18 protein-coding genes are annotated in these 26,177 nt (G+C 71.1%); 10 read left to right on the forward strand and 8 right to left on the reverse strand.

Annotated elements, in window-relative coordinates; all coding sequences use genetic code 11:
- Positions 1–106 precede the first annotated feature (106 nt).
- The 5 genes from ACEPPI_RS08440 to ACEPPI_RS08460 are packed head-to-tail and all read left to right on the forward strand — an operon-like array spanning position 107 to position 5,846.
- Complete coding sequence (locus ACEPPI_RS08440; RefSeq protein ID WP_373914590.1) at positions 107–1,852, forward strand: ABC transporter substrate-binding protein; 1,746 nt, start codon at positions 107–109, stop codon at positions 1,850–1,852.
- 22 nt (positions 1,853–1,874) lie between these two features.
- Entirely contained in the window at positions 1,875–2,867 is a 993-nt protein-coding gene (locus ACEPPI_RS08445; RefSeq protein WP_285523804.1) for an ABC transporter permease, read from the forward strand.
- On the forward strand, positions 2,864–3,850 hold the full coding sequence (locus ACEPPI_RS08450) for an ABC transporter permease (protein ID WP_373914591.1): 987 nt from the start codon (positions 2,864–2,866) through the stop codon (positions 3,848–3,850). Before ACEPPI_RS08445 ends, ACEPPI_RS08450 begins: the two co-directional genes overlap by 4 nt.
- Positions 3,850–4,854, forward strand: a complete 1,005-nt coding sequence (locus tag ACEPPI_RS08455; protein WP_373914592.1) for an ABC transporter ATP-binding protein — start codon at positions 3,850–3,852, stop codon at positions 4,852–4,854. Before ACEPPI_RS08450 ends, ACEPPI_RS08455 begins: the two co-directional genes overlap by 1 nt.
- Complete coding sequence (locus ACEPPI_RS08460; protein ID WP_373914593.1) at positions 4,851–5,846, forward strand: ABC transporter ATP-binding protein; 996 nt, start codon at positions 4,851–4,853, stop codon at positions 5,844–5,846. The genes ACEPPI_RS08455 and ACEPPI_RS08460 overlap by 4 nt, the downstream gene beginning before the upstream one ends.
- Before the next feature lie 65 nt (positions 5,847–5,911).
- Here the strand turns inward: ACEPPI_RS08460 and ACEPPI_RS08465 are convergent, their stop codons facing one another.
- Positions 5,912–7,834: a prolyl oligopeptidase family serine peptidase gene (locus ACEPPI_RS08465; RefSeq protein ID WP_373914635.1), complete on the reverse strand. Its 1,923-nt coding sequence runs from the start codon at positions 7,832–7,834 to the stop codon at positions 5,912–5,914.
- Positions 7,835–8,075: 241 nt separating this feature from the next.
- Between ACEPPI_RS08465 and ACEPPI_RS08470 the strand changes: the two genes are divergently transcribed.
- Together ACEPPI_RS08470 and ACEPPI_RS08475 are read left to right on the forward strand one after the other, a co-directional pair.
- Positions 8,076–9,641 carry an MFS transporter gene (locus ACEPPI_RS08470; RefSeq protein ID WP_373914595.1) on the forward strand — a complete coding sequence of 522 codons (1,566 nt, stop codon included), beginning with the start codon at positions 8,076–8,078 and terminating at the stop codon, positions 9,639–9,641.
- 32 nt (positions 9,642–9,673) lie between these two features.
- Positions 9,674–10,264, forward strand: a complete 591-nt coding sequence (locus tag ACEPPI_RS08475) for a hypothetical protein (RefSeq protein ID WP_373914597.1) — start codon at positions 9,674–9,676, stop codon at positions 10,262–10,264.
- Between the two features lie 7 nt (positions 10,265–10,271).
- Here ACEPPI_RS08475 and ACEPPI_RS08480 read toward each other — a convergent pair whose 3' ends face one another.
- Complete coding sequence (locus tag ACEPPI_RS08480) at positions 10,272–11,666, reverse strand: cytochrome P450 (protein WP_373914598.1); 1,395 nt, start codon at positions 11,664–11,666, stop codon at positions 10,272–10,274.
- A gap of 416 nt (positions 11,667–12,082) precedes the next feature.
- Here ACEPPI_RS08480 and ACEPPI_RS08485 point away from each other — a divergent pair, with 416 nt between their 5' ends.
- Complete coding sequence (locus ACEPPI_RS08485) at positions 12,083–13,579, forward strand: IMP dehydrogenase (protein WP_373914599.1); 1,497 nt, start codon at positions 12,083–12,085, stop codon at positions 13,577–13,579.
- Between the two features lie 218 nt (positions 13,580–13,797).
- Here the strand turns inward: ACEPPI_RS08485 and ACEPPI_RS08490 are convergent, their stop codons facing one another.
- The 6 genes from ACEPPI_RS08490 to ACEPPI_RS08515 form a co-directional block, all read right to left on the reverse strand.
- Positions 13,798–15,528 (reverse strand): ADP-ribosylglycohydrolase family protein, encoded by a 1,731-nt coding sequence (locus ACEPPI_RS08490; protein ID WP_373914600.1) that lies wholly within the window; start codon positions 15,526–15,528, stop codon positions 13,798–13,800.
- Positions 15,525–16,244 carry a DarT ssDNA thymidine ADP-ribosyltransferase family protein gene (locus tag ACEPPI_RS08495; protein WP_373914601.1) on the reverse strand — a complete coding sequence of 240 codons (720 nt, stop codon included), beginning with the start codon at positions 16,242–16,244 and terminating at the stop codon, positions 15,525–15,527. Before ACEPPI_RS08495 ends, ACEPPI_RS08490 begins: the two co-directional genes overlap by 4 nt.
- Positions 16,241–17,626 carry a 3'-5' exonuclease gene (locus tag ACEPPI_RS08500; protein WP_373914602.1) on the reverse strand — a complete coding sequence of 462 codons (1,386 nt, stop codon included), beginning with the start codon at positions 17,624–17,626 and terminating at the stop codon, positions 16,241–16,243. The genes ACEPPI_RS08495 and ACEPPI_RS08500 overlap by 4 nt, the downstream gene beginning before the upstream one ends.
- A 127-nt stretch (positions 17,627–17,753) precedes the next feature.
- Complete coding sequence (locus ACEPPI_RS08505) at positions 17,754–19,283, reverse strand: UDP-N-acetylglucosamine 1-carboxyvinyltransferase (RefSeq protein WP_030234828.1); 1,530 nt, start codon at positions 19,281–19,283, stop codon at positions 17,754–17,756.
- A 57-nt stretch (positions 19,284–19,340) separates the two neighbouring features.
- A complete protein-coding gene (locus ACEPPI_RS08510; RefSeq protein WP_373914603.1) occupies positions 19,341–19,868 on the reverse strand; it encodes a MarR family transcriptional regulator in 528 nt (175 codons plus the stop codon).
- A gap of 141 nt (positions 19,869–20,009) precedes the next feature.
- Positions 20,010–21,968: an amidohydrolase gene (locus tag ACEPPI_RS08515; protein ID WP_373914604.1), complete on the reverse strand. Its 1,959-nt coding sequence runs from the start codon at positions 21,966–21,968 to the stop codon at positions 20,010–20,012.
- 92 nt (positions 21,969–22,060) lie between these two features.
- Between ACEPPI_RS08515 and ACEPPI_RS08520 the strand changes: the two genes are divergently transcribed.
- Together ACEPPI_RS08520 and acnA are read left to right on the forward strand one after the other, a co-directional pair.
- Entirely contained in the window at positions 22,061–23,128 is a 1,068-nt protein-coding gene (locus tag ACEPPI_RS08520) for a LacI family DNA-binding transcriptional regulator (RefSeq protein ID WP_373914605.1), read from the forward strand.
- 154 nt (positions 23,129–23,282) lie between these two features.
- Complete coding sequence (gene acnA / locus ACEPPI_RS08525; RefSeq protein ID WP_373914606.1) at positions 23,283–25,997, forward strand: aconitate hydratase AcnA; 2,715 nt, start codon at positions 23,283–23,285, stop codon at positions 25,995–25,997.
- Positions 25,998–26,177 lie beyond the last annotated feature (180 nt).

A 26,177-nucleotide genomic window follows, 5' to 3' on the forward strand; every position in this document is an offset into this window, starting at 1 on the left:
TTTGGACACGGCTGGATAACGGGGGCGCCAACCCCTTGTCAGTACAATTTCACATTACTATGTTACCGGTCACATCCTAAAGCGCGGCCCTTCACTGGAGTGACCCATGACCAAGCGCACCCAACTCGCCCTCGCCACCGCCGTGGTGGCCGCTCTCGCACTCGGTGCCTCGGGTTGCTCCGACCCCAAGAAGGGCGCGAACTCCGGCCCCTCCGCGGCCAACCCGGCCGCCGCCAACGACGGCAAGACCCTCGGCGGCACCCCCGTGAAGGGCGGCACCCTCACCGTCCTGTCCAACCAGGACTTCGCCCACCTCGACCCCGCCCGCAACTGGGTGATGCCGGCCATGGACTTCGGCACCCGCCTGCTCTACCGCACGCTCGTCACCTTCAAGGCCGAGCCCGGCAAGGGTGGCAGCGAGCTCGTCCCCGACCTCGCCACCGACCTCGGCACCCCCTCCAACGGCGGCAAGACCTGGACCTTCACCCTCAAGGAGGGCGTGAAGTACGAGGACGGCAGCCCCGTCAAGGCCCAGGACATCAAGTACAACGTCGAGCGCTCCTTCGCCCCCGACCTCACCGGCGGCCCCGACTACGCCGCCCAGTACCTGGCCGGCACCGAGGGCTACAAGGGCCCCCTGGACGGCAAGCACCTCGACTCCGTCAAGACCCCCGACGACCGCACGATCGTCTTCGAACTCAAGCGCCCCGTCGCCGAGTTCTCCCAGACCGCCACCCTCCCCACCTTCGCACCGGTCCCGCAGTCCCAGGAGAAGGGCACCCAGTACGACGCCCGCCCGTTCTCCTCAGGCCCGTACAAGATCGAGACGTACGACCGGGACAAGAAGCTGGTCCTCGTCCGCAACGAGCACTGGGACCAGAAGACCGACTCCGTCCGCAAGGCCTACCCGGACCGGTTCGTCGTCGTCATGGGCCTCAAGGGCGGGCAGGTCGACGACCGCATCATCGCCGGCGAGGGCGCCGACGCCTCCGCCATCGAGTACTTCAACATGCGCCCCGAGAGCGCCCCGAAGGTCCTGCCCAAGCCCGAGATCAAGGCCCGCCTCCTCGCCGAGTCCCAGGGCTGTACGGTCATGCTCCACCTGAACAACTCCCGCGCCCCCTTCAACGACCCCAAGGTCCGCGAGGCCATGCAGTACGCGGTCGACAAGGAGGCCGTCATCACCGCCGGCGGCGGCCCCGCCCTCAACGAGGTGGCCACCGCCTACCTGCCCCCGGCCCTCTCCGGCGGCAAGCAGGCCGACACCCTGAAGATCCCCGCCTCCGGCGACCCCGCCAAGGCCAAGGAACTGCTCAAGGCCGCCGGCAAGGAGCACCTGAAGGTCTCCCTCGCCGTCTCCACCGGCGACAAGGGCAAGGCGGAGGCCTTCCAGCAGGGCCTGGCACGGGCCGGAATCGAGGTCGTCATCGACACCGTCGACCCCGGCGCCTACTACGACGTCATCGGCGACCTCTCCACCACCCCCGACATGACGTACACCGGTTGGTGCCCCGACTACCCCTCCGGCTCCACCTGGCTCCCCTTCGTCTTCGACGGACGCACCATCAAGGACAAGGGCAACCAGGGCAACTACTCCCAGTTCCGCGACGAGGCCACCATGAAGCGGATCGACGAGATCAACGCCATGGCGGACGCCAAGCAGGCCAACCAGGCCTGGATCGACCTCGACGCCGAGATCATGAAGAAGTCCCCCTCCGTCCCGATCCTCCTGGAGCGCAAGCCGCTGCTCGTCGGCCCCAACATCGCCGGCGCCTACGGCCACCCCGTGTGGACCGGCACCGTCGACTACGGGACCGTGGGCCTCAAGGACCCGTCGAAGAGCCAGGGCTGAGAAGCCGGGGCCTGACACCACCATGACCACCACCGCATCCGGCGCCGCCCCCGAGGCGGGCCCCGAGGCGGCCCCCGAGGCCGCCCCGGCCGGGACACCGGCCAAGGACGTCGCCCCGGGCAGCAGCCCCTGGCAGCTCGCCCGCCGGGAACTGCGCCGCCGCCCCGCCGTCCGCGTCAGCCTCGGCGTCGTCCTCCTCTTCGTCCTGATGGCCCTGGCCGCCCCCTGGCTGAGCGCCCTCGGCGGCTGGTCCCCGGACGAGTTCGACAAGGCCGCCATCGACCCCTACCTCGGCGGACAGCCCCTCGGCTCCCTCGGCGGAATCAGCCCCGAGCACTGGCTCGGCGTCGAACCCGTCACCGGACGCGACCTGTTCGCCCGCGTCGTCCACGGCGCCCAGGTCTCCCTCCTGATCGCCTTCGCCGCCACCGCCATCGTCGTCCTCGCGGGCACCGCCGCCGGGATCGCCGCAGGCTACTTCGGCGGCCGCACCGACGCCGTCCTGTCCCGGCTCATGGACCTCACCATGTCCTTCCCCTCGCTGATCTTCATGATCGCGATGCTGTCGGTGGCCAAGGACGTCAACCGGATCGTCCTGATGACCAGCGTCATCGGCCTCTTCGGCTGGCCCGGCGTCGCCCGCGTCGTCCGCGGCCAGACCCTCTCCCTCAGACACCGCGAGTACGTCGACGCCGCACGCGTCGGCGGCGCGAGCTCCTGGCGGATCCTGACCCGCGACATCCTCCCCGGGGTCTCCGGCCCGGTCATCGCCTACACCACCCTGCTCATCCCCGGAATGATCAGCACCGAGGCCGCCCTCAGCTACCTCGGCGTGGGCGTGCGCCCGCCCACCCCCTCCTGGGGCCAGATGATCGCCGAGTCCGTGTCCTTCTACGAGACCGACCCCATGTACTTCGTCATCCCGAGCGTCTTCCTCTTCCTCGCCGTCCTCGCCTTCACCCTCCTCGGCGACGCCCTGCGCGACATCCTCGACCCGAGGGGCGGCCGCACGTGATCCTCTACCTCGTCCGCCGCCTGCTCGCCCTCGCCGGCGTGCTCCTCGCCATCGCCGCCGTCACCTTCCTCATCTTCTACGTCCTGCCCACCGACCCGGCCGCCGCGGCCTGCGGCAAGACGTGCAGCGCCGAACGGCTGGCCGACGTGCGGCAGTACCTCGGCCTCGACAAGCCCGTGTGGGAGCAGTTCGCCGACTTCCTCACCGGCATCTTCACCGGACGCACCCTCGGCACCGGACAGTTCGCCGTCCACTGCGACTTCCCCTGCCTCGGCTACTCCTACGAGAACTCCCTGCCCGTCTGGAACCTCCTGATGGACCGGCTGCCCGTCTCCGCCTCCCTCGCCGTCGGCGCCGCCGTCCTGTGGCTGCTGCTCGGCCTCGGCGCCGGGGTCACCGCCGCCCTGCGCAAGGACACCGCCACCGACAAGGTCCTGATGGTCGGCGCCGTCGCCGCCGCCTCCCTGCCCGTCTACTTCACCTCCGTCATGCTGATCTACGGAGTGATCCGCGTCGCCGACCTGCTCCCGTACCCCAGCTACCAGGCCCTCACCGACGACCCGCTCGCCTGGGCCTCGAACCTGCTGCTGCCCTGGACCGCCCTCGCCCTGCTCTACGCCGCCATGTACGCCCGGCAGAGCCGCGGTTCGATGATCGAGGCGATGGCCGAGCCGTACATCCGCACCGCCCGCGCCAAGGGCATGCCCGAACGCACCGTCGTGGTCAAACACGGACTGCGCTCCGGGATGACCCCGATCCTCACCATCTTCGGCATCGACCTCGGCGGGCTCCTCGCCGGCGCCGTGATCACCGAGTCCATCTTCGGGCTTCCCGGCATCGGCAGGTTGTTCTACGGGGCGCTCGTCAGCTCCGACCAGCCCGTGGTCCTCGGGGTCACCCTGCTCGCCGCCTTCTTCATCGTCGTCGCGAACCTCGTCGTCGACCTCCTGTACGCCGTCGTCGACCCGAGGGTGAGGTACTGATGACCGCCGCACCGCCCCTGCTCGAAGTACGTGACCTGCGCGTCACGTTCACCACCCCGCGCGGCACCGTCCGGGCCGTCGACTCCCTCGGCTTCACCGTCGAGGCCGGGCGCACCCTGGGCATCGTCGGCGAATCCGGCTCCGGCAAGTCCGTCACCTCGCTCGCCGTCATGGGCCTGCACCGGGCCGGCGCCGAGGTCACCGGATCCGTCAGCCTCGCCGGACGGGAACTCACCGGACTCTCCGAGAAGGAGCTGTCCGCCGTGCGCGGCCGCCGGATGGCCATGATCTTCCAGGACCCGCTGTCCAGCCTGCACCCCTACTACACCGTCGGCGAGCAGATCGCCGAGCACTTCCGGGTCCACTTCCGGGCCGGGCGGGCCGCCGCCCGCAAACGCGCGGTGGACATGCTCGGCGAGGTCGGCATCCCCGAACCGGCCCGCCGCGCGGGGGAGTACCCGCACCAGTTCTCCGGCGGCATGCGCCAGCGCGCCATGATCGCCATGGCGCTGGCCTGCGAACCCGACCTGCTGATCGCCGACGAGCCCACCACCGCCCTCGACGTCACCGTGCAGGCGCAGATCCTGGAGCTGATCGCCCGCCTCCAGCAGGAGCGCGGCCTCGGCGTCGTGATGATCACCCACGACCTCGGAGTGGTCGCCCGCGTCGCCCACGAGGTGCTCGTCATGTACGGCGGCCGCGCCGCCGAACAGGCCGGCGCCGACGAACTGTTCGCCGGGCCCGCCCACCCGTACACCCGGGGCCTGCTCGACTCCCTGCCCCGACTCGACACCCCCGACGACGCCCCCCTGCCCTCCATCCCCGGCTCCCCGCCGTCCCTGCTGGCCCCCGCCCCGGGCTGCGCCTTCGCCCCCCGGTGCACCCGGGCCGCCGCCCGCTGCACCGGGGAACGACCGCTGTTCGTCCCCTACGGGGACGGCCCGCGGCACACCGTGGCCTGCCACTTCGCGGGAGTGCGCACCCCCGAGGAGGCGGCCCGATGACCGGCACCGACACCGAGACCCCCGAGCGTCCGCTGCTCCGAGTCCGGGACCTGACCATGACCTTCCCCGGCCGGCGCGCCCTGACCGGCCGCCGCGGCGCGCCGGTGCGGGCCGTCGACGGGATCTCCTTCGACCTGGCCGCGGGCCGGACCCTCGGCCTGGTCGGGGAATCGGGCTGCGGCAAGTCCACCACCGGCCGGATGCTGGTGCGGCTGCTGGAACCCACCTCCGGCAGCGTCACCTTCGACGGCAAGGACATCAGCCGGCTCTCCCAGGGCGCCCTGCGGCCCCTGCGCAGGAACATCCAGATGGTCTTCCAGGACCCGCACTCCTCCCTCAACCCCCGCCAGACCGTGGCCCGGATCATCTCCGACCCGCTGCTGGTGCAGGGCTGGAGCGCGGCGGACGCCCGCCGCCGGGCCGCCGAGCTGATGGAGCTGACCGGACTGATCCCGGAGCACATCGACCGCTACCCGCACGAGTTCTCCGGCGGCCAGGCCCAGCGCATCGGCATCGCCCGCTCCCTGGCCACCAACCCCCGGCTCATCGTCGCGGACGAGCCGGTCTCCGCCCTCGACGTCTCCGTCCAGGCGCAGATCGTCAACCTGATGGAGCGGTTGCGCGTGGAACTGGGCCTCGCCTACGTGTTCATCGCGCACGACCTCTCGGTCGTCAAACGGGTCAGCGACCGGGTTGCCGTCATGTACCTCGGCCGGATCGTCGAGATCGGGGACAAGAAGTCCCTCTACGAGGACCCGCAGCACCCCTACACCAGGGCGCTGCTGTCGGCCGTCCCGCTGCCCGACCCGGCGGCGGAACGGCGGCGCGAGCGGATCGTCCTGCTCGGCGACCCGCCGAGCCCGGCGGCCCCGCCCCCGGGCTGCACCTTCCACCCCAGGTGCTCCAAGGCCCAGGACATCTGCCGCACGGAGCGCCCGCTCCTGCGGATCGCCGCCTCCCGAGAGGTGGCCTGCCACTTCCCCGGTGACTGACGGGGATCCAGGGGAAGAAGGAGGGCCCCGCGGACGAAGCCGTCCGCGGGGCCCTTCGCGTGCCGCTAGGAGACGGCCAGTTCGCGGCGGAAGAAGGCCAGTTCCTGTGCCATCACCTTCTCGCGGGTCCCGCCCGGGGTCATGTGGGTGACGCCCGGCAGGGCCAGCAGGTGGTGCGGGCGGCCCGCGTCGGTCAGGGCGCGGGACAGGCGCAGGGTGTGGGAGGGGTGGACGTTGTCGTCGGCCAGGCCCGTGACCAGCAGCAGGGGCCGGGTCAGCTTCGGCGCGTCGGGGAGCAGGCAGTCCCGTTCGTACACCTCGGGGTGTTCCTGCGGAAGCCCCAGGTACCGCTCGGTGTACGCCGTGTCGTAGTGCCGGAAGTCGGTCGGAGCGGCCCCCGCGGCCGCCGCGTGGAAGACGTCGGGGCGGCGCAGTACGGCCATCGCCGCCAGGTAGCCGCCGTAGGACCAGCCGCGTACGCCGACCCGGCCGAGGTCCAGGTCGCCGTGGCGGGCGCCCAGCGCCCGCAGGGCCGCGACCTGGTCCTCCAGGGTGACCTCGGAGAAGCCCCGGTACATCGCGTGGGTGAAGGCGGGGGAGACGTAGGGGGTGCCCCGGTTGTCGACGGTGACCACCGCGAAGCCCTGGTCGGCCCACCACTGCCGGGCCTGCCAGCGGCGCGGCTCGGCGGACACGTCCTGGAAGCCGGGGCCGCCGTAGCTGTCCATCAGCACGGGCAGCCGCCGCCCCGGGACGTGGTCGCGCGGCAGTACGAGGGCGGTGGGCACGCCGTGTTCGGTGACCCGCTCCAGGACGGGGACCACCCGGTACGGCAGCGGCGCCGACAGGTCGCGGGGGACGAACGTACGGCCGTCGGCGGTGCGCACGGTGCGCCGGAAGCCGTCGGCGTCGGCCGAGGTCAGCAGCAGCGTCCCGCAGGAGGCCTGTACGGAGTGCACCCCGGGCCCGTCGGCGAGCGGGGTCAGTGCGCCGGTGTCCGGGTCCAGCAGCAGCACCTGCTGCTCGGCGGGGTCGCGCAGTCCGGCCTCGATCAGCAGCAGGCCCTCGTGGATCCCGGCCACGCGGCGGACCTGGATCCCGTCACCGGTGAGCGGCTTCCCGTCGAGGGCCAGGCCGCGCGCGGCCCCGCCGGGGGTGTCGGCGGCGGTGAGCATCCGCCCGTCGGGCAGCCGGGCGGGGGTGCCGGGCACCAGCGGGTCCACCCACTGGGGGTGCGTGGTGGCCGACAGTTCCCGCGTGCGGCCGGTGGCCGGATCGGCGCTGAGCAGCAGGACGCTGCGCTGGAGCCGGTCCTGGACGGTCAGCAGGATCTCCGTCGGCGACTCCCAGCCGGCGTCCGAGACGTAGGGGTGGGCCGTGGCGTCCCAGTCGAGGCGCACGCGGCTGCCGTCCGGGCCCAGCACCCACAGCTGTACGTCGGCGTTGGGGCCGCCCGCCTCGGGGTAGGCGAAGTCCTCGGCGGGCAGCTCCGGGTGGGCGGGGTCGGCGAACCAGCGCCGCTGCAGGGCGCTCTCGTCGACCCGGGCGGCGAGCAGGGTGGTCCCGTCCGGGGACCACCAGTGGCCGCGGGCGCGGTCGAGCTCCTCGGCCGCGGCGAACTCGGCGACGCCCCAGCGGGCCCCGTCGTCGGGGCTGATCCGGCCGCCCGGGGTGACGTGGAGGGCGTCGTCGGCGACGTACGCGGTCCGCGAGCCGTCGGCGTCGGGGCGCGGGTCGAGGGCGGGGCCGGCGGAGGGTATCTCCGCGGGGCCGCCGGTGCCGTCCCAGGTGACCCGGTAGAGCCGCCCGTACAGGGGGAAGGCGGCGCTGCGCCCGTCGCCGGAGAGGGCGTACGAGCCGATCCCGGCGGCGACGAGCCGGGTGCGCTCACGCAGGCGCCGTTCGGTGACGGGGAGTTCTCCGGGCTCGGGGGAGAGCGCGCGGGGGTCGGCGAGCAGGGTTTCGGTGCCGGTGGCGGTGTCGAGCACCCAGAGGGATTCGAGGGCGTCGGCGGGTCCGGTCGAGCGCAGGAACCACAGGAGGCGGCCGTCGTCGCCGAACGCGAGGGCGCGGGGCGCTCCGTGGGTGAAGCGGGCCGTGTCGGCGGAGAGCCTGAGGAAGTCGTCCATGATCTCAGTCTGACATGTGCAATATCACATAGCATAGAGAGAGGCGGAGGACTGGGCCGTTCGAGTGGTGACCCCCGGGGTGCGGGCATAGCGTCGACTAGTGGACCCGAACGCTCTGCCGACCAACAAGGGGACCGACGGCACGGTCCGAGGGGGCGGAAAAGGGCTGGCCCTGTTCGTGATCGCCTCCTGCCAGCTCATGGTCGTTCTCGACATCACCATCGTGAACATCGCGCTACCACACATCCAGACCGCGCTCGACTTCTCGACGGAGAGCCTGTCCTGGGTGGTCAACGCGTACACCCTCACGTTCGGCGGACTGCTCCTGCTCGGCGGACGGACCGGCGACATCCTCGGCCGGAAGCGCGTCTTCATCTTCGGTGTCCTGCTCTTCGGCCTGGCCTCCCTGCTCGGCGGCCTCGCCCAGAACGAGGGCCAGCTGATGGCCTCCCGGGCCCTCCAGGGCGTCGGCGGCGCCATCGCCTCACCCACCGCGCTCGCCCTGATCACCACCACCTTCCGCGAAGGCCCGGCCCGCAACCGGGCCTTCGGCGTCTTCTCCGCCGTCTCGGCGGGCGGCGGCGCGATCGGCCTCCTCGCGGGCGGGGTCCTCGTCGAATGGCTCAACTGGCGCTGGGTGTTCTTCGTGAACGTCCCCATCGCCGTGCTGATCGCCGTGCTCGCGACGCGGGTCCTGCACGAATCCGAACGCCACCCCGGACACTTCGACCTCGCCGGCGCACTGCTGTCGACCACCGGCATGGTCGCCCTCGTCTACGGGTTCATCCGCGCGTCCCAGGAGGGCTGGAGCGACCCCTATACGATCGGCTCCTTCGTCGCCGCCGTGATCCTGCTCTCCCTGTTCGTCCTCAACGAGCGCCGCTCGCCCCAGCCGATCACCCCGCTGCACATGTTCGCCGACCGCAACCGGTCCGGCACCTACGGGATCATGCTCTTCCTCGCCTGTGCGATCTTCGGCATGTTCTTCTTCCTCACGCTCTTCGTGCAGAACGTCCTCGGCTTCAGCCCGTTGCAGGCGGGGCTCGCCTTCCTCCCGGTCAGCGTGATGATCGCGATGGCCGCCGGCGTCACCTCGCAGCTGCTCCCCAGGTTCGGGCCCAAACCCTTCATGGTCACCGGAGCCCTGTGCTGCGCGGCCGGGCTGGCCTGGCTGACCCGGATCGACGTCGACTCGACGTACCCGGGCAGCATCCTCGGCCCGATGCTGGTCTTCGCCACCGGCATGGGCCTGCAGTTCGTCTCGCTGACCCTGATGGCCCTGTCCAACGTGCCCGACCGGGAATCGGGTGCCGCGTCCGGCCTGCTCAACACGATGCAGCAGATAGGCGGCTCGCTCGGCCTCTCCATCCTGGTGACCGTGTTCGGCACGGCCAGCCGCAACGAGGCCAAGCAGCAGGTCCCGGACTTCCTGCGCTCCTCCACCCCCGCGCAGAAGCTCCTCTTCGCGCACACCCACCAGCTCCCCAAGCCCTGGGCCGACCAGGTGCTCACCTCCGGTGTGAGCACGGCCTTCGTGGCGGCCGCGGCCTTCACCCTGGTCGGCGCGGCCATCGCCCTGTTCGTGATCCAGGTCCGGCCCGCGGACCTCGCGCGGCTCCAGGGGAACCACACCCCGGCGGCCGTCCAGGGGGAAGCGGGTGGGTAGGGTCGTCGATCATCGACTTCGGGGGGAATCCGATGCCCAGGTCCACCACCACGACCACCACCACCGCCCGCCGGGCGACCACCGCCGCACTGGCGCTGTCCCTGGCCGTCCTCACCGCGGCCTGCGGCAACGACGGCGCGCCGAAGGCCTCCTCGGCCCCGTCACCGGCGTCCACCGTGTCCGCGGCGTCCGACCCGTCACCGGCGTCCACCGCCTCCGGCCCGTCCGCCGCGGGCGAGGCGCCCTCGCCCCGCGTTCCGGGCGGCACCCCGCCCATGTCGCCCCCGGCCGGCGGTGGTGCGCCCGCCACCCCCGGGCCGGAGAAGGTCCGGGACGCCTTCGCCGGGCTCCAGGCCACCCTGGGCGAATCCTGCACCCCGGGGAACTGCGCCTACTTCCTCGGCCGGGTCCATGACGAACTCCACCGGATGGACCGCGCGATGAAGGCCGATCCGAAGGGCCCCGGCCACTTCCCCGAGCCTATCGCCGCCGTGGCGAAGCTCGACCGGGAGCTCGGCGGCGACCACACCTTCGAGAACCTGAAGAAGCACCAGAGCACCCTCATCGGCACCCGCGACGAGATCGACACCTGGATGCAGGACCACCCCGACGACTACCGCTGATCCCGGCTCAGGGCCGGACGCGGCGGATCCGGCAGCGGGCCGGGCCCGTCGTGCGCAGGGTGATCCCGGCGCTCACCGGCACCTCGGTGTCCACCGCCTCGAACTCGTAGGCGCGCAGGACCATCGCCAGCGCGATCACCGACTCCAGCATCGAGAAGTGCTGCCCGATGCAGGCGCGCGGGCCGCCGCCGAAGGGGAACCAGGCGTAGCGGGGACGGGCCGCTTCCGCCTCCGGGGTGAAGCGGCCGGGATCGAAACGGTCCGGGTCGCTCCAGTACCGGGGGTGGCGGTGCGTCACCCAGGGCGCCAGGATCACGGTGGCGCCCGCAGGGACCGCGTGGCCGTCGATCACGGTGGCGGCCACGGCCTCGCGGCCGATGACGGGGGCGGCCGGGTAGAGCCGCATCGCCTCCTTGAGCACCTGGGTGAGGTACGGGAGCCGGTCCAGGTCGGCGGCCTGCGGCGTACGGTCGCCCAGCACGCGGGAGACCTCCTCGCGGGCCCGCGCCTGCTCCTCGGGGTGGCGGCCGAGCAGGTGCAGGGCGAAGGCCAGCGAGGTGGCGGTCGTCTCGTGGCCGGCCAGCAGGAAGACCAGTACCTGGTCGCGCAGTTCGGCCGCGTCGAAGCCGGCGTCGTCCGCGCTCTGCGCGGCGGCGAGCAGGGTCAGCAGGTCCTCGGCTCCCGCCCCCCGCCCCTCCGGTGCGTTCCGGCGCGCCGCCACGATCCCGTCGCAGACGGCGTACAGCTCCCGCATCGCCGCCGCCGCCCGCCGGTTGCCCGGGGTCGGCCAGCCGCGCGGCACGTTGGCGGGGGAGTAGCCGCGGCGCAGCACGTACTCCGTGATGACGGGGAAGCACCGGTCCACGACGTCCACCGTGGCGTCCACGTCGGTGCCGAAGAGGATCCGGGCCACGGCGCGCAGGGCCAGGTGCGTCATCTCCTCGCCGACGTCGACGACCCCGTCCCCGCCGTCCTCCCAGCCGGCGAGGGTGCTCGCGGTCTCGGTGGCGACGGCGTCGGCGTAGCCGTCCACCCGCTTGCGGGTGAACAGCGGCTGCACGAGCCGGCGCTGGCGCAGGTAGTCCTCGTCCTGGCTGGTCAGCAGGCCGTTGCCGAAGGACTCCCGGATCTCCTGGTAGAAGGGGTTGTCCTTGCGGAAGTTGGCGGACTCGGTGGCCAGCACCCGCTGGGCGCCCTCCGCGGAGAAGACGCAGTACAGCTCGGCGCGCAGTCCGGGCGGACCGGCCGAGATCCGCACGACGTCCCCGTGGTGCCGGCGAGCGCGCAGATAGGTGCCCAGGGAGTCCGACTTCAGGTCGAGGAGCGACCCGAGCAAGGGGACGCCCTCCAGGGCGGGGACCTCCGTACCCGCGTCCGCTCCGTGCCCTGTTCCCAGTGCCATGACCGCCCCCTCGAAACCGTACCGGCGGCCGATTCTGCCGCCCCCACCCCCGCCCCGACGAGGCCTTCCCCCGGCCACCCGGCCGAAAATCGCCGCCGGGCCCGCCGGCCGCGTGACCCACCCCCGTCGACGGGGCCACGGAGCGCGCCCGAGCGGGCCGAGGGCCCGAACGAGCCACCCACGAAAGGCGATCGGCGGTGAAGGGGGCCGGCCGGGATTCGTGCGGCGACGGGGTGATCGGTAGGGTGTCGGATCACTACCGCACCCGGTTCGAACCACGGGCGGGTCAGGACTCTGCCACCACCCGTGGCACCTCCACGGCCGCCATGCCGGCACCTCCTGCCCGGGTCCTGTGAAACCGGGGCGGTCTTCACGGCCGGGCAGTCGGGCCCCGGTCGACGGGCCAGGAGGAACGAGTGGCACAGATCATCGCCGAGGTCTCAAGGACGTTCAACGAGTTCCTGCTCTTGCCGAACAGGACCCGCACCGACTGCTCGTCGGCGACGGTCGACCTGCGCACGCCCCTGGTGCGGCACGTCGTGGGCGAGCGGTCGGCGATCGAACTCGGTTCCCCGTTCACGTCCGCGATCATGCAGGCGGTCAGCACACCGGAACTCGCGATCGCGCTCGCGCGCAACGGCGGTCTGAGCTTCCTGCACCACAACCAGTCGATACAGGACCAGGCCGCGGCCGTCCGCCAGGTGAAGAACTTCAAGGCCGGGTTCGTCACCAGCGACACCAACGTCCGCCCCGACGACAGCCTGAGCCACCTGGTCGCCGTCATGGAACGCACCGGTCACAGCACCGCCGCGGTCACCCACGACGGCAGTGCCACCGGGCGTCTGCTCGGCCTGGTCACCTCCCGCGACTTCCACCCCCGGCGCCATGACCTCGACGGTCCGGTGGGCGGCCGGATGACCGCCATCGCCGATCTGCCCCATGCCGGGGCCGACACCACGCTCTCCGAGGCCAACGCCCGGCTGTGGGACCAGCGGCTGGACTGCCTCCCCGTGGTGGACGCCGAAGGCCACCTGCAGTACCTGGTGTTCCGGTCCGACTACGCGGACAACAAGCGCTTCCCGACCCAGGCCGTGGACAGCGCCAAGCGCCTGCGCGTGGGTGCGGGCGTCAACACCCACGACTACCGGGAGCGCGTCCCCGCCCTGCTGGAGGCGGGTGCGGACGCCCTGTGCTTCGACTCCTCCGACGGCTACAGCGACTGGCAGGCGCAAGCCCTGACCTGGGTGAAGAAGAACTACCCGGAGATCCCGGTCGGCGGCGGCAACGTGGTCGACGGGGAAGCGTTCACCTTCCTCGCCGAGGCCGGAGCGGACTTCGTCAAGGTCGGCGTCGGCGGCGGCTCCATCTGCATCACCCGCGACCAGAAGGGCATCGGCCGCGGCCAGGCCAGCGCGGTGCTGGACGTCGCGGCGGCCAGGGACGCCTTCCGCGAGCGCACCGGAGAGTACGTGCCGATCTGCTCCGACGGCGGTCTGGTGCACGACTACCACGTGGCCCTGGCGCTGGCGATGGGAGCCGACTTCGTCATGATGGGGCGCTACTTCGCCCGCTTCGACCAGGCCGCCGGCGCGAAGCTCCCCACCCGGGACGGCTTCGTGAAGGAGTACTGGGGCGAGGGATCGAACCGGGCCCGCAACTGGCAGCGCTACGGCCAGGGCGGCCAGGGCCTGATCTTCGAGGAGGGCGTCGACGGCTACGTCCCCTACGCCGGCGACCTGAACGAAGGACTGGCCCTGACCATCGCCAAGCTCAAGACCACGATGGTGTCCTGCGGCTCCACCACCCTCGCGGAGCTCCAGTCCACGGCCCGGCTGACCCTGGTCTCCGACCAGAGCTTCCAGGAGAGCCACGCCAACGTCACCCTGCGGGACACCCCGGCGACCGTGGCGTAGGCATAGGCCGTACGGGCGCGGCTCGCGCACCGGTCTCCTCCCGAACGGAACGAGGCCCCGTCGCTCTCCGCGAAGAGCGACGGGGCCTCGTCCAGGATGGCGAACCGTGTCCCGTTCGGTCCCGGTATGGACTGCCGGTGGACGTAGTTACGCAAAGTCAATGCCGGATCGGCGCGTCCGAGGCAGTCCGCGAGGGTGTGAACGTCCACGCGGTCCTGCTATGCGGCGGGACGCCCATCCACCGGCCAAACCAGGACCTCGTGGCCGTCCGGGTCTATCACCCGCAGAGAGCCCGGGATGTCGCGGGGGCCCCGCGGGGTGATCGGCACGTTGTACTTCTCCACCATGGCCGTGATGCGCACCGGGTCCGAGGTCTGCACGGTGAACTGCAACGGCCCTGCCGTCGGAGTGTCCAGGGGGCCTGACATCTCCAACAGGGCCAGCCAGGGCGTCACATAGAGCACAGGCCCCCTGTCGTGCACAGGAAGCCCGAGCACCTCGCCGTAGAACTTTCGGGTCTTTGCGAGGTCGCGTACGTGGATGGCCATACGGGTCACCGTCGCGATGGGTGCGGCGGGCGGCTCCTGCCGTACGAGGGCCGGAGACCCCTCCCGTTTCACCGCACGATCCACGTACAGAGACTGGCCGTCGTCCAGGGTCAGTGCGAAGCGCGTGACGTCCTGACTCTTGCTGTTCAGGCGATAGTGCCGCACCTGCGTCACAGCGCGGCCGTCAACGAACCGCTCCGTGTTTCCGTCCTCCGCGAGGGCGCTGAGCCACTGGGCCTGTTGCACCTTCGGGAGATCCGTCCCGGTCGCATCCGCGGCAGGGAGCGGTTCGATCAATGCGGCGGCTGTGCGCGAGAGGCAGGCGCCGTCCTGCACCGCGCGCGTGAGCGGCGCGATCCAGTCTGTGCCGTGCAAGGCGCCGAGCAGCGCGGCGGTCATCGAGGCGAGCGTGTCGGTATCGGCACGGTCCAGGAAGGCAGCCCTGAGCAGCCCCATGGTCGGACGTACGGAGCAACGCGCCGCCAGGTAGCAGGCGGCGGCCGCTGAGACGGTTCCCGCACCGTTGCGCTGCTTGTCGAAGCAGCCGAGTGCCGCGAGGGTCTGCGCGTCGTCGGCAAGGGCAGCCCGTTCCAAAGACGATCGCGCCGTTGCGAGCAGCTCGTCCATCTCTCGAACGGTGTCGGCCCATGCTGTGTCGAACGAACCGCCGGTGGCGTCCGTGAAGGCTGCCGACCAGCCCTCGGGGAGGGCCTCGCGCGCGAGGGCGGGGTCGCGCCACTGTGGCATGTCAGCGACGGCGAGCACGACGTCCCCGTACTCGCCGGCGTTCTGCTGACGGAGCGTGTGTCGGATGGCCAGGGCGTAGACCGTCGCGCCGAGCAGCGCGCGCGGATGCCCGTGGGTCAGTACTCCGTCGGCCACCACACGCGACATCAGCCGCTCGGGGGAGGGGTCGGTTAGCGTGTGGACGGCGTGGGGCGCGATTCTCATGGCCACACCGTTGGCGCCGGCGTTGAAGTAGGCGCCGGTCTTCGTGCGTTGACCTTCCCAGGGGCGGGTACCGGCCTGCCAGCTGCGGCACGCGCTGAGCACGGCCCGACCGCCACCGCGCTGGTAGAGCGGCCATGCCGGGAGCTCGACTTCGGTGAGCCAGGTCAGCCAGTCGTCTCCGCGCAGGCAGGCGCGAGCCGTGGCGAGCAGCAGCTGGGTGTCGTCGCTGTACTCGCCCGCTGCGACCGGGTCCCGGTAGCGGGTGTACTGGCTGCCGGCCCAGCGCAGCCATGGACGGAAGGCGACAGCCGGGGCTGTGGTGCGCGAGGCCTGGCCTCCGACGATGCCGCTGCGTTGCTCCTGCGGCCAGCCCAAGGCATCACCGACGGCTGCTCCGAACAGCACGCCGCGGGTACGCTTCAACAGCTCTGCCGGCTTCTGTCCGCTCACCGGGTCATCCCATCACTCTGCGGTGGCACCCAGACGGCCTCGGCGAGGGGAGGCCCGTTGCGCACGCGGTCGCTCAGTCGGTTCCTATCAAACAGCACCGGCTCCACGAGCCAGGTCAAAGGCGGCACTTCTGCCTTGACTACGCGGAGCCGCGCCAGCTCGTTGGTCACCGCCTCGCGGCTGGGCATGGCGACGGCCAGTACATGTTTGAGTTCAATGGGGCCCGGTATCAGCACCTCCGCCTGCAAGTTGGTGGCGGCGCCCTGGAGATGGCGGGCTCCGCGTGGCCAGTTGTCACTCGTCTCGGCGAAGAGCTCCAGCAACGCCTCGGGGCCAGGGCGCAGCCGCGCGCCGTTCTGCTTCGCCGCGTTGCACGGTGCGAAGAGCGTGCCCTCGCGCAGGGCCAGCTCCACGTCCAGGAACAGGCAGATCCAGTCCGGGTAGTTCTGGTGGTCAGGCTTCTGCCGAGCCTGTGCCAGGTAGTAGCCGTTGGGGAACTGGAAGGTGCAGCAGACCTTGTCGGGCTGTTGGTCGAACCGCTCGCGATCGGTTGGGGTGAACTGCTCGGGTGCCGCTTCCGCGAGGTCCTTGCTGCTGCGGATCGCCCTGTCGCGCAGGATATGCGGGAAGCTGCGGGCAGGGGTGAAGTGAGCGAGCCGGGTGGCTTTGCTCCGTCGCAGCGCTTCGGTCAGGGCAGGGCTGCTGGTACGAGTCACGGCTGTACCTCCGCGTACAGGCCGTCACGTTCCGGCAGCAGGTGCGTCTTCGTGCCGCTGTAGGTGATGATCAAGTCCGACTTGGCGCGAGTGATGCCGACGTAAAGGAGCTTCGATTCCCGCTCGTCCCCGTCGTCCACGCCCAGGGCCTTGACCACCTCGGGAAGGGGCATGGTGTCCTCGGAGCAGAAGGGCATCAGGACAGTGTCGAATTCGAGACCCTTCGCCGAGTGGTATGTGGTGCAGTACACCCCCGGCGCGTAGTCCCAGCGGAACTTCTGGTCCTTGTTGATCCGCCGGACCGTCAGGCCCGCACAGGCCTCGTCCACATCGGCCCAGGTGCGGCCGAGTACGGCGACCGTACCCACCTGGCCCAGCTGCTGGGCGGTCGACCGGACCACTGATGCCTCCTGTGCACGGTCGATGCACGCGACAAGTGTGGGTAGCGAGCCCTTGGAGAGGGGCGCGACCGGTGGCACAAGCTCGTCGGTGCGGCCGAAGAAGGGCAACTCGCTCAGGGCGATGGCGAACTGGGCGATGGCGGTCGAATTGCGATAGTTGTCCTTGAACATTTCGACACGGGCCACCCTCAGACCGCAGGCCCGCCACGACATGCCCTGACCGTAGATCTGTTGGGCGTAGTCGCCGAAGAAGGTCACGGAGCCCTCGGGGTCGACGACCTCCGCGAGCGACCGGATCTCCTCCGGGGAGAGGTCCTGGCCTTCGTCGATGATCACGTGCCGGTACATCCGCGGCCTGTCGTCGGCGGCCTGGTGGTCGCGCACGGCGGCGGCCATGTCGTGCCAGTCGTACGTGTGGCCCGCTGCCGCCCGCCGCAGCCGGTACTCCTCCGCTATCTCCCAGACGGCCTTGCGCAGCGAGACCCCGAGGGGCGTCCGTCGGCCCAGTCGGTCAATGCCCTCGTACTCCTCCCACGTGCGCAGGCCCATGCCGGAGATCCAGGCGATCTCGTCCTCGAACCATCCGGGATCCCTCTCGAAGAACTTGTGGGGCTTGTAGTTCGAGGCCACTGCCCTGAGCGCGGCCTGGATCAGCCGCCCGCGAACGGGGGACGGGGCGATCGCGTTGCCTTTCATCGCGCCGTGGTGTTGCAGGAAGCCGCGGGCGAATCGGCCGTAGGTGCGGATGTCGAGCCGGTCGGTTTCGCCGGCGAAGTGTTTGAGGTATGAGACGAGAGCGTTGTTGTAGGTCACGAGCAGAGTCCTGCCGGATCCCGCCACTCCTGTCTCCGACAAGTACAGCGCCCGCAGCATGGCCATCACGGTCTTGCCGGTTCCCGCCGTACCGAGAACCACGTGATGGCCGGCCGCGGGCAGGTACGCCACGTCCGACTGCCGTCCCACCGGCTCCGGAAGCCCCATCCCCACCCCTTCAGTTCTGAGACACCGTCAGTGTCTCTGTGAAGGATGCCTGTTCTGCCTGGATGATCCAGTTGATTTTGCGCCAAGGACCCCGCCCGGGTCGGGCGGGGTCCGGATTCCGCGTCTTCTAGATGTCGCGGAAGATCTCGATCTGGGCGCCCACCGAGTTGAGGCGCTCGGCGAGTTCCTCGTAGCCGCGGTTGATGACGTAGACGTTGCGCAGCACCGAGGTGCCCTCGGCCGCCATCATGGCGAGGAGGACGACCACCGCCGGGCGCAGGGCCGGCGGGCACATCATCTCGGCCGCGCGCCAGCGGGTGGGGCCCTCGACCAGGACGCGGTGCGGGTCCAGGAGCTGGAGGCGGCCGCCGAGGCGGTTGAGGTCGGTCAGGTAGATGGCCCGGTTGTCGTACACCCAGTCGTGGATCAGGGTCTGGCCCTGGGCGACCGCGGCGATGGCGGCGAAGAACGGGACGTTGTCGATGTTCAGCCCGGGGAAGGGCATCGGGTGGATCTTGTCGATCGGCGCTTCGAGCTTCGAGGGGCGGACCGTGAGGTCGACCAGGCGGGTGCGGCCGTTGTCGGCCACGTACTCCGCCGAGCGGTCGTGGTCGAGGCCCATCTCCTCCAGCACCGCGAGCTCGATCTCCATGAACTCGATCGGCACCCGGCGGATCGTCAGCTCCGACTCGGTGACGACGGCGGCGGCGAGCAGGCTCATCGCCTCGACCGGGTCCTCGGAGGGGGAGTAGTCCACGTCCACGTCGATGACGGGGACGCCGTGGACGGTGAGCGTGGTGGTGCCGATGCCCTCGACCTTGACGCCCAGCGCCTCCAGGAAGAAGCAGAGGTCCTGGACCATGTAGTTGGAGGAGGCGTTGCGGATGACCGAGACGCCGTCGTGGCGGGCCGCGGCCAGCAGGGCGTTCTCGGTGACCGTGTCCCCGCGCTCGGTCAGCACGATCGGGCGGTCGGGGGAGACCCCGGCCTCGACCTGCGCGTGGTAGATGCCCTCGGTCGCGGTGATGTCCAGGCCGAAGCGGCGCAGGGCGATCATGTGCGGCTCGATGGTGCGGGTGCCGAGGTCGCAGCCGCCGGCGTACGGCAGGCGGAAGTGGTCCATCCGGTGCAGCAGCGGGCCCAGGAACATGATGATGCTGCGGGTGCGGCGCGCCGCGTCCGCGTCCATGGCGTCCATGTCGAGACGGGCCGGCGGGACGATCTCCAGGTCCACGCCCTCGTTGATCCAGCGGGTACGGACACCGATGGAGTTCAGGACTTCGAGGAGGCGGTAGACCTCCTCGATGCGCGCCACCCGGCGCAGCACCGTACGGCCCTTGTTGAGGAGCGAGGCGCACAGCAGGGCGACGCACGCGTTCTTGCTCGTCTTGACGTCGATGGCCCCGGACAGGCGGCGGCCGCCCACGACGCGCAGGTGCATCGGTCCGGCGTAGCCCAGAGAGACGATCTCGCTGTCGAGGGCTTCCCCGATGCGGGCGATCATCTCAAGGCTGATGTTCTGGTTGCCGCGTTCGATGCGGTTCACGGCGCTCTGGCTGGTGCCGAGTGCGTCGGCGAGCTGACTCTGTGTCCAGCCACGGTGCTGCCGGGCGTCACGGATGAGCTTGCCGATGCGTACGAGGTAGTCGTCTGCCATGGGTGCACCGTATCTCAGATATGAGATGGAGATCGCGCCGGGTGTGGCGAACGGGTGTTACCGGTCGTCAGCTCCCATGGTGGGGCCGGAGCGTGCGTGGTGCGCGACGAGCAGGCCGAGCAGCCGGGTGAGCTCCTTCCGCTCCGGTGCGGACAAAGGGGACAGAAGTTCTTCCTGGGCCGCGGTGAGCAGTTGCTCCAGCTTGCGCAGGCGGCGCCGGCCGGCGGGCGTGAGGGTGATGACGGAGACCAGGTCGCTGCGGTGGATCCCGGTGCGGCCGCTCGGGGTCGCCCGGCTCGCGGGCCCGAACTCGTCCAGGGCGATCGGGGCCGCATAGTGCCATTTATGGGCATCCGACCCGCTCGGTACCTCGGTTACGAAGCGCTGGGCGTGCGCCGAGGCCTGCCAGAAGAGCCGGCTGGGCAGCTCGCGCAGCCGCGCCGGGAGGGTGGCTCGGCGCCCCCGACGGCGTCCCCTTCGTCTTCCTGCACGGCAACCCGACCTCCTCCCGCCTGTGGCGGCGCGTACTGCCCCGACCGGCCCGAGGAGATCGCCGCCGCCGTCACGGCCTGGGCCGCGCGCCACGGCCTCGCGGGCTGAGCCGCGGACAGGGCGCGCCGGCGGGCAGGACCGGGTCGGGGCCGAGACCGGGGCGCGGCCGGACCGGGGCGGGGGTGCGGCGCGGCCGGATCCGGCCGGGTCGCCCCGGCCCCTGCTCGCCCCGTCTCAGTGCCCGCAGGAGTGGTGCCGGCCCCTGCCGCCCCCGTGGACCGTCGCGTACGCGTCCGGCCGCGACGCCGCCGCCGCGGTGCGGGCCGCGCGCGCCGAAGCCGCCCGCCCCGCCTGCGAGTCGGCGTCGTGCACCACACGGCCTCCGACCAGGGTCATCCGTACGCCCGTCCCGCTGATGTCGGCCACCGGACAGCGCGTCACGTCCCGGTCCAGTACCACCAGGTCCGCGGCCTTGCCCTCCTCGACGGTGCCGGTCAGCTCCTCCTGGCGCAGCTGCCACGCCGTTCCCGACGTGTGCATGCGCAGCGCCGAGTCCCGGCTCAACCCCTCCAGGTCCCGGTACAGCTCGCCCGCCCCCGAGGCGCCCCGCCGGTCGATCGCCGTCCGCAGCTGGTTCCACACCTGGAGGGCGTCCACGGGCCAGTCGGAGCCGCCGGTGAGCCGCGCGCCCGCCTTCTCCAGGCTGCGTGCCGGGTACATCCACCGGTGCCGCTCGGGCCCGATGTAGGGGAGCAGTGCCTCCTGCGTCCAGATGTCCCTCGTCGCCCACTGGAGCTGCATGCACGCCGCGACGCCCAGTTGCGCGAAGCGCCGCAGGTCCGCCGGGTTCACGATCTGCAGGTGGGCCACCGCGTTGCGGGCGTCCCGGTGCCCCGTCACCTGACGGGCGTACGCGTATCCGTCCAAAGCGGCGCGTACCGCCCGGTCTCCGAGTCCGTGGGCGTGCATCTGCCAGCCCGCCCGGTTGAAGGCGGCGCTGAGCCGGCCGTAGTCCGCCGCCGAGGTGTAGAGCTCGCCCCGGTTCGTGGTCGGGCCGCCCTGCCCGTCGAGGTAGGGATCCAGCAGGGCGGCCGTCTGCGCCGGGTACTCGATGACCCCGTCCAGGAAGACCTTGATCATCCCGAACCGGAGCCCCGGCACCCCCTCGAACTCCCGCCGCAGGCCGCGCGCGTACGCCAGTGAGCCCGCCGGGTCCTTGGCCTGCTCCGCCGAGAGCCGGATCGCGGGCACGATCCGCTGCGGCAGTGCGCCCGCCGCCGAGAGCGCCCGGTAGAGCTCCAGCTCGTGCCGTCCCACCAGGGCGTCCATCATCGTCGTGACCCCGGACGCGGCCGCCAGCTCCAGCACCTTCGCACAGGCCGCGGTCAGTTCTGCCCGGGTGTGTTCCGGTATCAGCCGCTTCACCAGTATCTGTGCGTCGTCCTTGAGCACGCCGGTGGGCTTCCCGTCGGCGCCCTTGACCACCTTGCCGCCGACCGGGTCGGGCGTGGCCGCCGTGATCCCGGCGATGTCCAGGGCCCGCTGATTGGCCCACAGGTTGTGCCCGTCGCCGCCGACGAGGGCGATCGGGCGGCGGGTCGGGAGGGCGTCCAGCACCGTGTGGTGCGGATCGGTGCCCGCGGGCAGCAGCCCGACCGGGTTCCAGTCCTCCACCACCAGCCAGCCGTCTGGCTCGGCCGCGGGGCCGCCGGTGTCGGCGAGGAAGCCGGTCAGGATCTCCAGGAGCTGCTCCCTGGTGGTCTCCGCGCCGTCCAGCGAGGGGGACAGCGAGCGTTCCCCCGCCGCGAGCGGGTGGACGTGGCCGTCGTGGATGCCGCTCATCACGGTGTTGCCGCGGGCATCGACCACCTCGGTGTCCCGGCCCACGTACCGCCGCAGCGCGGCGTCGGTCCCGGTGGCCAGGATCTTCCCGTCCCGTCCGACCGCGACGGCCTGTACGGGCCCCCTGCGGGCGGTCCCGGTGAACACCGAGGCGTTGCGGACCACCAGGGCGGCCGAGCCCCGTCCGCCGGAAGGAGCCGCGGCCGCGGCCGCGGCGGGCCCCGCGCCCAGCAGACCCGCCGCGCCGGCGGCCCCGGCGGCGGCGAGGAGTCCCCGACGGGACAGGGGGGACGGCGCGGACAAGGGGGAGCGCGGGGACTGCGGAGAGCGGGGCGCGGGAGAAGACAGCATGCACACTCCAAACGTTGGTGTGGCCAGGACGCTGTTTGATTAAGGGCTTAACCAGAACCCGTCCCGGGCGACGAAATCCGTACGATGGCCGCGTGCCCATCCCCTTCCCGGGCCCCGCGTCCTCCCCGATGCCCGCACCCGCGCCCGTTCCCGGTCCGACCCTCGCCGACATCGCCCGCGCCGCCGAGGTCTCCACCGCGACCGTCTCGCACGCGCTCAACGGCACCGGCCGCCTCGGCGAGTCCACCCGCCGCCGGGTGCGCGAGGTGGCGGGGGCCCTCGGGTACGGAGCCCGGCGCGGCCCGCACAGCCGCAGCATCGGCATCGCGGTGACCACGTACGCGGGGTACGCCTGGGACTTCGCGCGGATCGCCTACTTCTCCCGGCTGCTCATCGCCGCCACCTCGGCCGCGCACGCCCACGGATACGCCCTGACCACACTCCCCGCCGACCGGGGCGCCGAGCCGCTGTGGCACACCCTGGCGGTCGACGGGCTGCTGCTGCTCGACAGCCCGGCCGACGATCCGGTGCTGCGCGCACTGCGGGCGCGCGGCCTGCCGGTGGTCTTCGACGGGCCCCCCGCCGATCCCCGCCCGGACGACGTGTGGGTGGACAACGACCACACCGCCACCACCCGCGAGGTGCTGGACCACCTCGCGGCCTCCGGCGCCCGGCGGATCGCGCTGCACGCGGGTTACGGCCGGGAGTTCTACACCGGGGCCGTCACCTCGGCCTATGAACACTGGTGCGCCGAGCGGGGGCGGGCCCCGCTCGTCGTCGCCTTCGACCCCAATGACGCGGCCGGGCACGCCTTCGACTCCGTGTTCGCGGGGCCGGACCGGCCCGATGCCGTCTACTGCGTGTACGACCCGGGGGGCCGGCAGGTGCTGGCCGCCGCCGCGCGCCACGGCATCCGGATTCCCGGTGGAGGCCCGGCGGAGGACGGGCTGCTGCTGGTGTGCGCCAGTGAGGATCCGGGGTACGCCGAGAACGAACCCTCCGTGACCACCGTCACCTTCGATCCGGAGCGGATCGCCGAATCGGCGGTTTCGTCCCTGGTCAAGTTGATCGAATCCGGACAGGCGGAATCGCCTGGCCGACTGACGGTCCCGGCGGGGCTGAGGGTGCGTGCCTCGTCCCGGGCCCCTCTCATGTACTAGAGTTATCTCGACATCGAGATATCTGCCCAAGACGTACCGCAGCCGTCCCGCCGGTAAGGGTTACCTAACTTAGCCTTACCTTAGCGGATTGGCCAGAGTGCCTCGCGGCAGGATTGCGGTAATACGCGCGAAATCATGCATGAAGGAGACTGTCGTGTCGGCGAACAGCTTCGACGCCCGCAGCACGCTGCAGGTGGGCGACGAGTCGTACGAGATCTTCCGGCTGGACAAGGTCGAAGGCGCCGCCCGCCTTCCCTACAGCCTGAAGGTCCTTCTGGAGAACCTGCTCCGCACCGAGGACGGCGCGAACATCACCGCCGACCACATCCGGTCGCTCGGGAACTGGGACTCGCAGGCCCAGCCCAGCGAGGAGATCCAGTTCACGCCGGCCCGCGTGATCATGCAGGACTTCACCGGCGTCCCCTGCGTCGTGGACCTCGCGACCATGCGCGAGGCCGTGAAGGAGCTCGGCGGCGACCCGGCGAAGATCAACCCGCTCTCGCCCGCCGAGATGGTCATCGACCACTCGGTCATCGCCGACAAGTTCGGCACGAAGGACGCCTTCGCGCAGAACGTCGAGCTGGAATACGGCCGCAACAAGGAGCGCTACCAGTTCCTGCGCTGGGGCCAGACCGCCTTCGACGACTTCAAGGTCGTCCCGCCGGGCACCGGCATCGTCCACCAGGTCAACATCGAGCACCTGGCCCGCACGGTCATGGTGCGTAACGGCCAGGCGTACCCCGACACCCTCGTCGGCACCGACTCGCACACCACGATGGTCAACGGCCTGGGCGTGCTGGGCTGGGGCGTCGGCGGCATCGAGGCCGAGGCCGCGATGCTCGGCCAGCCGGTCTCCATGCTGATCCCGCGCGTCGTGGGCTTCAAGCTGACCGGCGAGCTGCCGACCGGCACCACCGCCACCGACCTCGTGCTGACCATCACCGAGATGCTCCGCAAGCACGGCGTCGTCGGCAAGTTCGTCGAGTTCTACGGTGAGGGCGTCGCCGCCACCTCGCTCGCGAACCGCGCCACCATCGGCAACATGTCGCCGGAGTTCGGCTCCACCGCCGCGATCTTCCCGATCGACGGCGAGACCCTGAAGTACCTGCGCCTGACCGGCCGCGACGCCCAGCAGGTCGCGCTCGTCGAGGCGTACGCCAAGGAGCAGGGCCTGTGGCTGGACCCGGCCGCCGAGCCGGACTTCTCCGAGAAGCTGGAGCTCGACCTCTCCACGGTCGTCCCCTCCATCGCCGGCCCGAAGCGCCCGCAGGACCGCATCGTCCTCGCCAACGCCGCCGAGCAGTTCGCCGTCGACGTGCGCAACTACGTCTCCGACGACGAGGAGGCCGGCAAGGAGTCCTTCCCGGCGTCCGACGCCCCGGCCGCCGTCAACGGCGTGCCGACCCGTCCGACCCAGGTCACCCTGGCCGACGGCACCTCCTTCGAGATCGACCACGGCGCCGTCACCGTCGCCGCGATCACCTCCTGCACCAACACCTCGAACCCCTACGTCATGGTCGCCGCGGCGCTCGTGGCCAAGAAGGCGGTCGAGAAGGGCCTGACCCGCAAGCCGTGGGTCAAGACCACCCTGGCCCCGGGTTCGAAGGTCGTCACCGACTACTTCGACAAGGCCGGCCTGACCCCGTACCTCGACAAGATGGGCTTCAACCTCGTCGGGTACGGCTGCACCACCTGCATCGGCAACTCCGGTCCGCTGGACGAGGAGATCTCGAAGGCGATCAACGAGCACGACCTCGCGGTCACCTCGGTCCTCTCGGGCAACCGCAACTTCGAGGGCCGCATCAACCCCGACGTCAAGATGAACTACCTGGCCTCCCCGCCGCTGGTCGTCGCGTACGCCATCGCGGGCTCCATGAAGGTGGACATCACCAAGGAAGCCATCGGCATCGACACCGAGGGCAAGCCGGTCTTCCTCGCGGACATCTGGCCGTCCGAGGCCGAGGTCAACGACGTCGTGGCGAACGCCATCGGCGAGGACATGTTCAGCAAGTCCTACCAGGACGTCTTCGCGGGCGACGCCCAGTGGCAGGCGCTGTCGATCCCGACCGGCAACACCTTCGAGTGGGACCCGCAGTCCACCTACGTCCGCAAGCCCCCTTACTTCGAGGGCATGACGATGGAGACCACCCCGGTCTCCGACATCGCCGGCGCCCGCGTGCTGGCGAAGCTGGGCGACTCCGTCACCACCGACCACATCTCCCCGGCCGGCGCGATCAAGGCCGACACCCCGGCCGGCAAGTACCTCACGGAGCACGGCGTCGAGCGTCGCGACTTCAACTCGTACGGTTCCCGCCGCGGCAACCACGAGGTCATGATCCGCGGTACCTTCGCCAACATCCGCCTGCGCAACCAGATCGCGCCGGGCACCGAGGGCGGCTTCACCCGCGACTTCACCGTCGAGGGCGCGCCGGTCTCCTTCATCTACGACGCCTCCCAGAACTACCAGGCCGCCGGCATCCCGCTGGTCATCCTGGCGGGCAAGGAGTACGGCTCGGGCTCGTCCCGCGACTGGGCCGCCAAGGGCACCGCGCTGCTCGGCGTCAAGGCCGTCATCGCCGAGTCCTACGAGCGCATCCACCGCTCCAACCTGATCGGCATGGGCGTCCTGCCCCTGCAGTTCCCCGAGGGCGCCACCGCGGCCTCCCTGGGCCTCACCGGCGAGGAGACCTTCTCCTTCACCGGTGTGGAGGAGCTGAACGCCGGCACCACCCCGCGCACGGTCAAGGTCACCACCGACACCGGTGTGGACTTCGACGCGGTCGTCCGCATCGACACGCCGGGTGAGGCCGACTACTACCGCAACGGCGGCATCATGCAGTACGTCCTGCGGAACCTCATCCGCGGCTGAACCCGCGGCCGCTGATTCCGGCGGCACCGAAGGGCCGTATCCCCGACGAGGGGGTACGGCCCTTTCGCTTATTTGGCCGGAAGCCAGGTTTCGGGGAGGTCTCAACTCGGAAAAGCTGACGGACAACCGTGTGCATGATCTTGCTCACATGAACGGAAGTGGACTATACCTGTGCGCGTC

It is taken from the genome of Streptomyces sp. AB3(2024), assembly GCF_041862025.1.
Classification (GTDB): Bacteria; Actinomycetota; Actinomycetes; order Streptomycetales; family Streptomycetaceae; genus Streptomyces.

Bases quoted from the DNA above. Each gene is read 5' to 3' on its own strand.
- ACEPPI_RS08440 (WP_373914590.1), top strand. From the start codon at position 107: ATGACCAAGCGCACCCAACTCGCCCTCGCCACCGCCGTGGTGGCCGCT.
- ACEPPI_RS08445 (WP_285523804.1), top strand. From the start codon at position 1,875: ATGACCACCACCGCATCCGGCGCCGCCCCCGAGGCGGGCCCCGAGGCG.
- ACEPPI_RS08455 (WP_373914592.1), top strand. From the start codon at position 3,850: ATGACCGCCGCACCGCCCCTGCTCGAAGTACGTGACCTGCGCGTCACG.
- ACEPPI_RS08460 (WP_373914593.1), top strand. From the start codon at position 4,851: ATGACCGGCACCGACACCGAGACCCCCGAGCGTCCGCTGCTCCGAGTC.
- ACEPPI_RS08475 (WP_373914597.1), top strand. From the start codon at position 9,674: ATGCCCAGGTCCACCACCACGACCACCACCACCGCCCGCCGGGCGACC.
- ACEPPI_RS08480 (WP_373914598.1), bottom strand. From the start codon at position 11,666: ATGGCACTGGGAACAGGGCACGGAGCGGACGCGGGTACGGAGGTCCCC.
- ACEPPI_RS08500 (WP_373914602.1), bottom strand. From the start codon at position 17,626: ATGGGGCTTCCGGAGCCGGTGGGACGGCAGTCGGACGTGGCGTACCTG.
- ACEPPI_RS08505 (WP_030234828.1), bottom strand. From the start codon at position 19,283: ATGGCAGACGACTACCTCGTACGCATCGGCAAGCTCATCCGTGACGCC.
- ACEPPI_RS08515 (WP_373914604.1), bottom strand. From the start codon at position 21,968: ATGCTGTCTTCTCCCGCGCCCCGCTCTCCGCAGTCCCCGCGCTCCCCC.